At 67.9% G+C, this 11316-nt stretch carries 5 protein-coding genes; 4 read left to right on the top strand and 1 reads right to left on the bottom strand.

The features are described 5' to 3' along the window. The first annotated feature begins 33 nt into the window (after positions 1 to 33). The 4 genes from NLX83_RS18675 to NLX83_RS18660 are packed head-to-tail and all read left to right on the top strand — an operon-like array spanning position 34 to position 9840. Entirely contained in the window at positions 34 to 786 is a 753-nt protein-coding gene (locus tag NLX83_RS18675; protein ID WP_254236365.1) for a thioesterase II family protein, read from the top strand. Next, positions 783 to 7949 (top strand): non-ribosomal peptide synthetase, encoded by a 7167-nt coding sequence (locus NLX83_RS18670; RefSeq protein WP_254236364.1) that lies wholly within the window; start codon positions 783 to 785, stop codon positions 7947 to 7949. The genes NLX83_RS18675 and NLX83_RS18670 overlap by 4 nt, the downstream gene beginning before the upstream one ends. Continuing rightward, the gene (locus tag NLX83_RS18665; protein WP_254236363.1) at positions 7946 to 8857 is read left to right on the top strand and encodes a hypothetical protein; all 912 of its coding nucleotides are present in this window, start codon (positions 7946 to 7948) and stop codon (positions 8855 to 8857) included. The genes NLX83_RS18670 and NLX83_RS18665 overlap by 4 nt, the downstream gene beginning before the upstream one ends. Then, complete coding sequence (locus NLX83_RS18660) at positions 8854 to 9840, top strand: Gfo/Idh/MocA family oxidoreductase (protein ID WP_254236362.1); 987 nt, start codon at positions 8854 to 8856, stop codon at positions 9838 to 9840. Before NLX83_RS18665 ends, NLX83_RS18660 begins: the two co-directional genes overlap by 4 nt. Here NLX83_RS18660 and NLX83_RS18655 read toward each other — a convergent pair. Continuing rightward, positions 9834 to 11306 carry a methyltransferase gene (locus tag NLX83_RS18655; protein WP_254236361.1) on the bottom strand — a complete coding sequence of 491 codons (1473 nt, stop codon included), beginning with the start codon at positions 11304 to 11306 and terminating at the stop codon, positions 9834 to 9836. The genes NLX83_RS18660 and NLX83_RS18655 overlap by 7 nt on opposite strands. Positions 11307 to 11316: the final 10 nt, after the last annotated feature.

Below are 11316 nucleotides of genomic sequence, written 5' to 3'. Positions count from 1 at the left end.
GCTGAACAAGAGCTTCGACTGGAGAGGAACGCGATGAGCCCTCGCTGGCTGCGCTGCCGCACCCCTCGGGCCGCCGTGCGCACGCGGCTGGTCTGCTTCCCGCACGCGGGGGGCTCGGCGAGCTTCTTCGGGTCCTGGGGAACCGGGCTGCCGGACGACGTCGAGCTGTGGGCCGTGCAGTTCCCGGGGCGCGAGGACCGGATCGCCGACCCGGTCCCTGCGACGATGGCCGAGATCGTGACCGAGGTGCTCGCGGACCTGGGCCCGCTGCTGGACCGTCCACTCGCCTTGTTCGGGCACAGCATGGGCGCGGTCGCCGCGTACGAACTCGCCCGTGCGCTCGAAGCCCGTGGCGAGGCTCCGGCCAGGGTTTTCGCCTCGGGGCGGCACGCGCCGGACGAGCTGGTCGGCGGGGGCGTCCACCTTCGCGACGACGCCGGTCTGGTCGAGGAGGTCGTCCGCGTCGGCGGTGCCGGTGCCGAGGTGCTGCGGGCGAATCCCGAGCTGTGGCCGGTGTTCCTGCCCGCGATCCGCGCGGACTACCGAATCGAGGAGACCTATCGGCATCGGCCCGGTGTGCCGTTGCGCGCGCCGATCACCGCCGTGGTCGGCGAGGAGGACCGCGAGGTGACGCCCGCGCAGGCCGAACGCTGGCGCGACTTCACATCAGGTGGCTTCGATCTGCACGTCGTGCCGGGCGATCACTTCTACCCCGTTCAGCACAACGCTTTGCTGCTCGACTTGCTGACACGTCAACTCAACGAGGCGAAGGACGTCCTGCGGTGACCATCGATCTGCTCGGCACCGTGGCGTCCGTGCTCAAGGTGCCCGCGGACTCCCTCGACGAGCACGCGAACCTCATCGAGTCCGGAATGGACTCCATCGCGATGATGCGGGTGGCGGGCAGGCTCCGCCGCGCGGGCGCGAAGGTGAGCTTCGCCGACCTCGCGGAGCGCCCGGCCGTCGCCGCCTGGCGGGAACTGCTGGGGGAGAAGGCAACCCCGGTCGAGCGCGTGGAGGTCGACGAGTTCGCGCCGTTCGACCTCGACCCGCTCCAGCACGCCATGTGGATCGGCCGGGAGGAAGGCGTCGCCGCACACTTCTACGCCGAGTTCGAGGTCGAGAACGTCGACCCGTCGCGCTTGGAGTCCGCCGTTCGCGCGGTGATCGCCCGGCACGGGATGACTCGCGTTTCGGTTGACGCGAATGGACAACAGCGCATCCTTCCGGAGAGCACGTGGCCGGGGTTGAGGGTGCACGACACGAATGTCCGGGCCGAGCTTTCCGAGCGGATCACGGATGGTGAGGTCTTCGACGTCCAACTGTCCCGTGTGGACGATGTGCGCTCCCGGGTACATGTGAACCTGGAAATGGTCGCCGCCGACGCGATGAGCCTGCGCATCCTGGTCAACGACATCGCTCGTGCTTATCACGGCGAGTCGTTGCCCGCACTGGACTACAGCTACCCGCGCTACCTCGCCGATCGTGCTGCGGCGCGCGATGTGGAGCAGGACAAGCGATGGTGGCTCGACCGCCTCGGCGAGCTGCCCGGAGCGCCCGCGCTGCCCGTGGTGCCGAGCAAGGACTTACGCTTTACGCGGCGCCAGTTCTGGTTGGACCCTGTTGCGGCGCGTCAGCTCCGCGAGCGCTCGCACGGCCTTGGCCTCACGCCCGCGGTCGTTCTCGCCGCCGCTTTCGCCGAGATTGTCGGAGCGTGGAGCAGTGAACCGAACTTCCTGTTGAACATCCCCGTTTTCGGCCGCGAACCACTGCACGACGACGTGGATTCGCTGGTGGGAGCGTTCTCCAGCTCGGTGTTGCTCGGTGTGCGCACTGGATCTCCCTTCGTGGAGGGATGTCGGCGGATTCAGCAGGACCTGCGGGAGGCGTCGAGCCACTCCGGCTTCACCGGCGTGGAAGTGCTGCGCGAGCTGACGCGCGCCAACGGGTCACACGTGGTCGCTCCAGTCGTTTTCGCGAGCACCCTGGACTTCGGCGAGCTGAACGGCCTGGGGCGACCGGTGTGGATGATCTCGCAGGGGCCGCAGGTGTGGCTCGACGCGCAGGTCACCGAGCTCGACGGCGGCATCCTGCTCAGCTGGGACGCGCGGGAGTCGTTCTTCGCCGAAGGCGTGCTCGACGCGATGTTCGACGCTTTCACCAGTCTGGTCACCGACCTACCCTGGGACGAGCCGGTCGCCCCGGTGGTGCCGATCAGGTCGTGGACTCGTGGTGAGGAACCGGGGAAGCCACTCCACCTGAGGTTCTTCGAGGTCGCCGAAGCTGAGCCCGAGCGCGTCGCCCTGGTCTGGGGCGAAGCCGGACAGATGAGCTACGGCGATCTGTCGCTGAAGGCCCGTCGGGTCTCCACGATGCTGATGTCCCAAGGCGCCCAGCCGGGTGACGCGGTCGGGATCACCCTGCCCAAGGGGCCGGACCAGGTCATCGCGGTCCTCGGTGTGCTTGCCGCGGGTGCCTACTACATTCCGTCCGGAGTGGACATTCCCGCCGCTCGGCGGGCGCAGGCGCACGCCGTGGTCAAGGTGGTGCTGACCGAGGCCGTCATGGCGGACGCGATCGATCACCGGCCGCTGGACGCCGTCGTTCCCGTGTCCGGTGAAGACCTGATGTACGTGATCTTCACTTCGGGCTCGACCGGAGTTCCCAAAGGCGTCGAGGTTCCGCATCGCGCGGTCGCCAACACTGTCGAGTCAGTCAACGACCACTTCGGGATCACCAGGGATGACCGCACGATCGCACTGTCCGCTTTGGACTTCGACCTCTCCGCGTACGACCTGTTCGCGTTTCTCGCGTTCGGTGGCAGCGTCGTCCTGCTGAACGAGGAGCAGCGCCGCGACGCTCATGCGTGGTCGGACCTCATGCGGCGGTGGGAAGTCAGCGTGGTCAGCTGCGTGCCTGCCTTGCTGGACATGCTGATCGTCACCGGAGACCTCGGTGACCACCTGCGGCTGGTCATGCTGGGCGGCGACTGGGTCACTGTCGACCTGCCCGGACGTCTGCGCGAGCTGCGGCCGGGATGTCGCTTCGCCGGGCTCGGGGGCATGACCGAGGCGGCCATCCACGCGACCGTCTTCGAAGTCGACGAGGTCGATCCAAAGTGGACGTCCATGCCGTACGGAAAACCGTTGCGGAACATGCGATGTCGCATCGTCGATGCACACGGCCGCGACTGTCCGGACTGGGTGGCGGGGGAGCTGTGGGTCTCCGGAGCCGGGGTGGCCCTCGGCTACCAGAACGATCCGGTGCGGACGGCCGAGAAGTTCGTGGAGTTCGACGGCGTGCGGTGGTACCGGACCGGCGACCAGGGCCGCTACTGGCCGGACGGCACCGTGGAGTTCCTCGGCCGCACGGATCACCAGGTCAAGATCCGCGGCCACCGCATTGAACTGGGGGAGATCGAGTCGGCCCTGACCGCGTTCCCCGGTGTGGGGCAAGCCGTCGCGGTGGTCACCGACGAGCGCAGGCTGGCCGCCGCGATCACGATGGCGCCGGACCGGGATCTCATCGCGTCGTTCGTCGCTTACCTCTTGGAGATGGCGCCCGACACCGACGCTGTTGAAGTGACGCAGTGGCTCGTCGGCCGTGATCCCGCACCGTGGATCACGGCGCGGTGGCAGGGCGGTCCTTTCGCGCATTCGCTCGCCGAGCGCACGGACGAGCTCGTCGCGATCCTGCATGGCGATGGTGACCTGGCCGAGTTCGATCGGCTGGGCGACGTCGATCTCGAAGCCCTGCAAGCCTCCTTGGTGGAGCGGCTTCCTTCGGTGATGGTGCCGGACCGGGTTGCTGTTCTCCCCTCTCTTCCGCTGACCGCCAACGGCAAGATCGACCGCGCGGCCCTGAAGCGCGACCTGTCCATTAAGGACGTTGAAGAGTTCACTCCGCCGACCGGACGCGTCGAGGAGGCCGTTGCGGCGACGTGGTCGGACTTGCTCGGCACACCAGTACGCGGACGTGAACAGAACTTCTTCTTGCTGGGCGGGGATTCCCTGCTGGCGACGCGCCTGGTCAGCAGGTTGAACGCGGCCGGGCTCGGGAATGTCGGGTTGGCGGCGTTGTTCGCCAACCCGACGCTCGCCGCCTTCGCCGCGACACTGGCCGAGAGCGCGTCCTCCGTGGCGCAGGTCGTCGCCGACCCTGCGAATCGCTTCGAGCCGTTCCCGCCCACCGATGTGCAGCGGGCGTACTGGATCGGGCGTGGCGAGGACTTCACGCTCGGCGGCGTCGGAAGCCACTTCTACCGCGAGTACTCGGTTCCGGATCTCGACGTGGCCCGGCTCGAAGCCGCGGTGCACGCGCTCGTCGCCCGGCACGACATGCTTCGCGTGGTCTTCGACGAGCACGGCCAGCAGCGTGTGCTGCCTGAGGTTCCCGCCTACGAGGTGTCCATTGTGGACGACCTGCGAGCGGAGATGTCGCACAAGGTCTTCGACCCCTCAGTGTGGCCGTTGTTCTCGGTCACTGTCTCCCGCGACGGCGTTCTCGGCATCGGCACCGACAACCTCATCTTTGACGCACTGAGCGTGCTGATCTTCTACTCCGAGCTGGGCGCGCTCTACGCCGATCCTTCGGCTGAGCTGCCGCCCGTCGACATGTCCTTCCGGGACTACGTTCTCACCGCGACACCGCCTGCGGAGAAGGCCCAGGAGTACTGGAGCGCGCGGCTCCCGGAGCTGCCGCCCGCGCCACAGCTGCCCTTGGCGGTGGACCCCGCGGAGGTCAAGCGGCCGCAGTTCGTCCGCCGGGAATCGGTGCTCGGTCTTGAGAAGTGGAGTGCGATCACTGATCGAGCGCGCTCGCACGGCGTCACGCCTTCGGCGGTGCTGATGTCGGCGTTCGCCGATGTGCTCGGGCGGTGGAGCGGGCGCGCCGACCTCACCCTGAACGTCACCCTGTTCGACCGCCGTGAAGCACATCCGGACATCGCCAACGTGATCGGGGACTTCACCTCGCTGATCCTGGTCGATCACCATCCAGAGCCCGGAGAAGCGTGGTCCACGGGCACGCGCAGGCTTCAGGAACGCCTGTGGGGAGCGCTGGACCACCGCGAGGCATCCGCGGTCTGGGTGCTGCGCGAACTGGCCAAGCGGGCCGGGGAACCCGACGTGGTCATGCCGGTGGTGTTCACCAGCGCCCTTGGTCTTCCCTTCCCGGAGAACCCGCTGCTCACCGATCAGCTCTGGGGGATCTCGCAGACCCCACAGGTCTGGCTCGACCACCAAGTGTCCGAAGTGGACGGTGGTATCGCGTTGCTGTGGGACGCCGTGGAGGAGCTGTTCCCGGCGGGTCTGCTGGACGCGATGTTCGACGCCTACCTCCGGATGCTGGACTGGCTGGCCGAATCGGACTGGTCCGCTCCTACTCCGGATCTCCTTCCCGGAGGGCAGAAGACGATTCTTGCCAACGTCAACGCCACGGCTGGTCCGCGGCCGGATGTCTTGCTGCACCAGGAGTTCTTCCGCATCGCGGAGGAGTCACCGTCGCTTCCCGCGCTCCTGTGGGGAAGTGATGGCTCGTTGAGCTATGGCGAACTGGCCGATCGTGCTCGCCGCGTCGCGTCCGTCCTGCTCGCGGAGGGGGTGCGGCCGGGGGAGACGGTTGCGGTGACCCTGCCGAAGGGCGTTGATCAGATCGTCGCAGTGCTGGGCGTTCTCGCGGCGGGCGCGGCGTATGTGCCGATCGGTGTCAACCAGCCGCCCGTGCGGCGCGAACGCATCCTGCGGCTCGCCAGGGTGCGGCTGGTCGTCGACCGGGAGTTCTTGGGAGCGGCAGAGTCGGCCGATCCCGCGCCGGTCGTGCTGGGCGAGGACCGGCTCGCGTACGTGATCTTCACGTCGGGTTCGACGGGGGAGCCGAAGGGCGTCGAGATCACCCACTTCGCGGCGATGAACACCATCGCGGACATCAACTCGCGGTTCGAGATCACTGCGTCGGATCGCGTGCTCGCGGTGTCCGCCTTGGACTTCGACCTCTCGGTCTACGACGTGTTCGGCCTGCTGTCGGTCGGTGGCGCGGTGGTGCTGGTCGAGGAGGAGGCCCGGCGCGATGCGCGTCGCTGGGCGGAGTTGGTGCACCGGCACGGCGTGACCGTGTGGAACACCGTTCCCGCGCTGCTCGACATGCTCCTGATCGTCGCGGAACAGGTGCCTTTCCGCGTGGTTCTGGTGTCCGGTGACTGGGTCGGCCTGGATCTTCCCGGCAAGGTGGACTGCCGTTTCGTTGCCCTGGGAGGGGCAACCGAGGCGTCCATCTGGTCGAACTGCTTCGAAGTGGATGCTGTCGATCCGGAGTGGAGCTCGATCCCGTACGGATTCCCGCTGCGCAACCAGCAGTTCCGCGTGGTGGACCCGTTTGGCCGTGACTGTCCTGTTTGGACTCCTGGCGAGCTGTGGATCGGTGGAGCGGGAGTGGCCCTGGGGTACCGCGGAGCGCCCGAGGCGACGGCGGCGCAGTTCGTGGACGGGTGGTACCGCACGGGGGATCTGGGCCGCTACTGGCCGGACGGCACCTTGGAGTTCCTGGGGCGTCGTGACCACCAGGTCAAGATCCGTGGTCACCGCATCGAGCTGGGCGAGATCGAAGCGGCCCTGCACTCCCACCCCGCAGTCGGGCAAGCAGTGGTCAGCCCGACCTTGACGGCGGCGATCGTTCCCGCACGGCTTCCGCGGACCTTGGTGACTACCGGCGTCACGGAGGCCGTCGACTTCACAGGGCAGGCCGCCGCCGTTGCTCCTCTGCTCCGTGACCTCCTGCCCGCCGCTTCGCCGCCGCTCCGCGATCTGTGGACGCGCTGGCTGGACCGGCAGCCTCCTGCGCCCGGCGGCCAGGACGAGGTGGTCGACCACATCTGGCGCAGGATCGACTGGTTCCGCGGAGTGCTGGAGACCGGCAACGTCTCGGAAATCCTGACGGACCCGGTCCTCGCGCCCGCGAACGCCGGGGCGGAGAGCGTGCCCGTGATCGCCCGCGAGATCGCTGAGCTGGCCGCAGAACTCGGGCGGCCAGTGGAGGTCGTGGAGCTTGGCGGCCGTGAAGGTGTTGCAGCGGAACGACTTCAATCCGCATTGAATTCCGATCAGGTCTGCTACACGCTGATCGACCCCTCCACGTCCATGGTGCAGGCGGCAGCGCGGAGGCTCGACGGCGTTGACTGCCAACGGGTCGCCGAGGGTCGCGTGCCGGAGTCCTTGCGGCACAAGTTCGACGTGGTGCTCGCGCACAACGTGCTGCACCGGTACGCCGATGTCCGGCACGGGATCGCTGTGGCCGGACTCCTCGTACGTCGCGGCGGTTGGGTGATCGCGGTGGAGCCGACCGAGCTGGCGCCCATCGGCTTACTGACCGCGGCCTTGCTGGAGAACGGATTTGACGGACTCGACGCGGAGCGCCGCGCCAACGGTTCGCCCATGCTCTCCGCACAGCGGTGGGCGGAGTTGTTCGCCGAAGCCGGATTCACGGAGGTCACCCACCGCGCGGTCGGTGACTCCGGCCTGGCGACGCTGCGCGCCCGCCGTCCCGAGGACGCGGTTGACCTCGACGTCGTCGAGGTGCAGCGGCATGTGAGCAGTCGGCTGCCCGCACACATGATCCCCGAGCGCATCGAAGTGTTGCCCTGGCTGCCGTTGAGCGCCAACGGAAAAGTCGACCGCTCCGCGCTGGCGTCTCCGGCAGAGGAGACGACTGGGGATGCTCCGCGCGGTGAGGTTGAGACCGAGCTGGCGGCGATGTGGTCGGAGCTGCTGGGAATCGGCGACATCGGGCGGGACCAGAGCTTCTTCACGCTCGGCGGTGACTCGTTGCTCGCCACGCGGTTCATCCAGGAGGCAGAGCAGCGTTTTGGTGTGGCCTTGCCGCTGAGGCAACTGTTCGCCGCGCCGACCATCGCGTGCGCCGCAGTCGCGTTCGAGGTCGAGGAGGGGGAGCTGTGATCGCGCTCCTCGGCGCATCCGGGACGGTCGGCCGACACGTCCTCCAGGCGTTCGACGGGGAGATCCGGACCGGAAGCCGATCGTCCGGTGTGGACATCAACGACGACCGTTCGCTGGCGGAGTTCGTTGCCGGTGCGTCGGTGGTGGTGAACTGCGTCGGCCCGTCGCACCAGACTGCCGCGCGGATCGCCGCCGCCGCGGTGAACGCGGGCGCCGACCACGTGGACGCGGGTGGCGCGGACGCGGTTGTCGATCCGCGTGGGCGTCGTGTGGTCTTCGCCGCCGGAGCCTCGCCGGGCCTGTCCGGGCTGCTGCCGCGATGGCTGGCGCCGAAGGGCTCCACGCTGACGATGTACTGCGGAGTGCTCGACCGCTTCACCGCCGCCGGGGCGGAGGACTACCTCAACGGTGTCAACGAGCCCTTGGCCGCGTGGCGGAGCGGCCAGGTGAAGCACGGAGCGCTGACCCGCTTGTCCGATGTGGACATACCGTTCTTCGAAGCACCCGTGGCCGCGTTCCCGTTCATGGATGCTGAAAATGAAGCGGTCGCTCGTTCACTGTCTCTTGTAGACGGCTCCTGGTACAGCGTGATCGAGGGAAGGCACCTCCGGCGGGCCCTCGCTGAGCGGAAGGGGCTGTGCGAGGCGTCAGCCCTCGATCTCGCCGGTCGGAGCCCACGGGTGACCTTCGTCTCCGAGCTTGACGGCCGGACCGCGGTGTTGCGTGCGGGCAGTGTCGCGGAGCTGACGGCAGCAGTGACCGTGGCGGCCACAAAGGCAGTCCTGCGCGGCGACGTTCCCATTGGACAGCATCGAGCAGCCACCGTGCTGGAGCCGTTCGAGGGCTTGGACATCACTGTGTTCGACGCGCCGCTCTCCGAACTCGTCGTCGAGGAGGGCGTGCTGTGAAGGTGCTCGTGTGCGGGACGACCTTCGGGCAGTCCTACATCGCCGCCATCGCCCGGCAGCCCGATCGGTTCGAGCTAGCGGGGATTCTCGGACGCGGCAGCGTGCGCTCCGCCGACACCGCTCGCCGCGCCGGGGTGCCGCTGTACACCGCTGTCGAGCAGCTCCCGGACGACATCGACATCGCCTGCGTCGTTGTGCGTTCATCGTCGATGGGCGGGCCGGGGAGCGAACTCGCACGGGCCTTGCTGGCGCGGGGAATCCATGTGCTGCAAGAACAACCGGTGCACCACGACGACCTCGCGGAGTCGCTGCGCGTCGCACGCCGACACAATGTGACCTACCGGCTTGGTGATCTGTACGCGCAGTTGCCCGCCTCGCGCCGATTCGTCGCTGCGGCAAAGGAACTGGGGAAGCAGTTGTACGTCGACGCCGTGTGCGCCGTACAGGTGTCCTTCCCGCTGTTGCACGTAATCGGTGACGCACTTGGGAGTGTGCGGCCGTGGAACTTCGTCAAGCTCATGGACAGTGAGCCGTATTCCGTTGTGAGTGGCGTGATCGGCGGTGTGCCGGTGACGTTGCGCGTGCAGAACCAGATCAACCCGGACGACCCCGACAACCACATGCACGTGCTGCATCGCATCACCATCGGCACTGACAGCGGCACACTCACCCTGCACGATGCGCACGGGCCGGTGTCGTGGACACCTCGGCTGCACATCCCGGAATCCGTGCGGACGTCCTTCGACTTCACCGCGCCCGACGCCGCTCACCTGGCCGAGCCTTGCACGTCGCTGCTGGCGGGAAACCCTTCCAGCTACCGGGAATTCCTGGCCGAAGTGCTGCCTGAGGCCATCGGCCGGGATCTGGTGGCGATGGGGGAGAGCGCGCGGCCGGACCAGTACCACCTGACCCTGTGCCGGATGTGGCAGGACCTGACGTCCCAGCTCGGCTACGCGACCCTCCTCGCCGGGCGTCCTCAGTGACGCGCGACGAACAGGTACTGCGACATCGGCGACAGCGGATGTGTGTCGTCAGGCGTGACGTCCACAATGGACAGACCAGCGCGATCGATGGCCTCGACCCACTGCTGCCTCGACAGGAACATGGTGCCGCTCCGCAAGCGAACGTCTTCCGCCGCAGTCATCATGAACGCCTGGGAGATCAGGATTTCGTAGTACTCCCGAGTCGGCTCGATGATCAGCAGCGAACCGCCGGGAACGAGCAGGGCCTTGAGGCGGCTGAGAGTCGCGTCGGCATCACGCGCGTTGTTGAGCACACCCGCAGCGATGATCACGTCGAAGGCCCCCGGCTCGTCAGAGTCCTGCGTGTCGATGTCGTAGATCCCGAAGCGGACCCAAGGGTAGTCCGCGAACCGCTCCTTCGCCGTGGTGAGGAAGAACGCGGACAGGTCGGTGAACAGGTAGTCGACGTCCGCCCGGTCCGCCAGATCGCGGATGACGACCTCGCTCGTGGCGCCGGTGCCCGCGCCGACTTCCAGAATCCGCTTGGCGCCCAGCCGCTGCACGGTCTCGCTGACCCGGGCGTTGAGATAGCGGGCCACGGCGGTGTCGCGGTAGAGCGCGTCGGCGATGTCCGTGCGCCCCTCGGGGAACAGCAGCAGCGTGGCCTGCTCCTCGCCGGTCATGAGCTGCGGCAGCCGCTCCGCGTTACGACGGAAGTACGCGGCGACCTCGGCGGCTCCGAGGTGACCCGTCCACAGCTTCTCCGCCTCATCCCAAGCCTGTGCGACCGCGTCGGCGTCGATCGGCTCCGTCCCGAGGAAACGATCACCTTGCCGGACAAGGACCCCGTGCTCGGTCAGCGCGGTGAGCCAGCGCTCGACAACACCGTGGTGCCGCTCCGCCACCCGCGCCGCGGTCAGGATCTCCTCGCCGGTGTGGCTGATCGCAGGGTCGCGGAGAACATCATTCGCTTGCAGCGTAAGCAGCATCGACGCCAGCACTGCGTCCCGGAAGCGCGCGACGAACTCGGAGACGTGTTCGAAGGTGAGAGTGTCCACACGGGACAGTTCTGGGCCGGGGAAGTCGAACCGCGTGGGCTCGCCGACGTAGAAGATCCGGCGCAGCTCGGCGAAATCAGTCATCGGCGCGGACGGCTCGGAGTTCAGTCGCTCCAGCAACTTCGACGGCAGCGTCACGGCCGTGGCGCCGCTGCGCTCCAGCAGCGCGAGCGTGCGCGCAGGGTGGGCGCCGGGGTCACCGAGGACAACGGTCCCGCCCGCGAGCAAGGTCGCCAGCACGATGTCGCTGCCGATGCCACGCAGCGGGAACAACACCAGATTGCGTTCCGGTCGATCCCCGAACGCGTCCAGCCAGGGGCCGACTCCCGGCGCTCCGGAATCGAGCGCTTCGCGCAATTCGGGAGTCGATCGCACTGCGTCGTCCTCCTCGATGCGACGACGCAGAAAACCGATGTCGGTGACGTTCATGAGGTCACCA

Source organism: Allokutzneria sp. A3M-2-11 16, from assembly GCF_024213555.1.
In the GTDB taxonomy this organism is placed as follows: Bacteria; Actinomycetota; Actinomycetes; order Mycobacteriales; family Pseudonocardiaceae; genus Allokutzneria.
Note: the sequence above shows the minus strand (reverse complement) of the source record. Positions and strands in the feature narration are given on the sequence as shown.

Bases quoted from the DNA above. Each gene is read 5' to 3' on its own strand.
- NLX83_RS18675 (WP_254236365.1), top strand. From the start codon at position 34: ATGAGCCCTCGCTGGCTGCGCTGCCGCACCCCTCGGGCCGCCGTGCGC.
- NLX83_RS18655 (WP_254236361.1), bottom strand. From the start codon at position 11,306: ATGAACGTCACCGACATCGGTTTTCTGCGTCGTCGCATCGAGGAGGAC.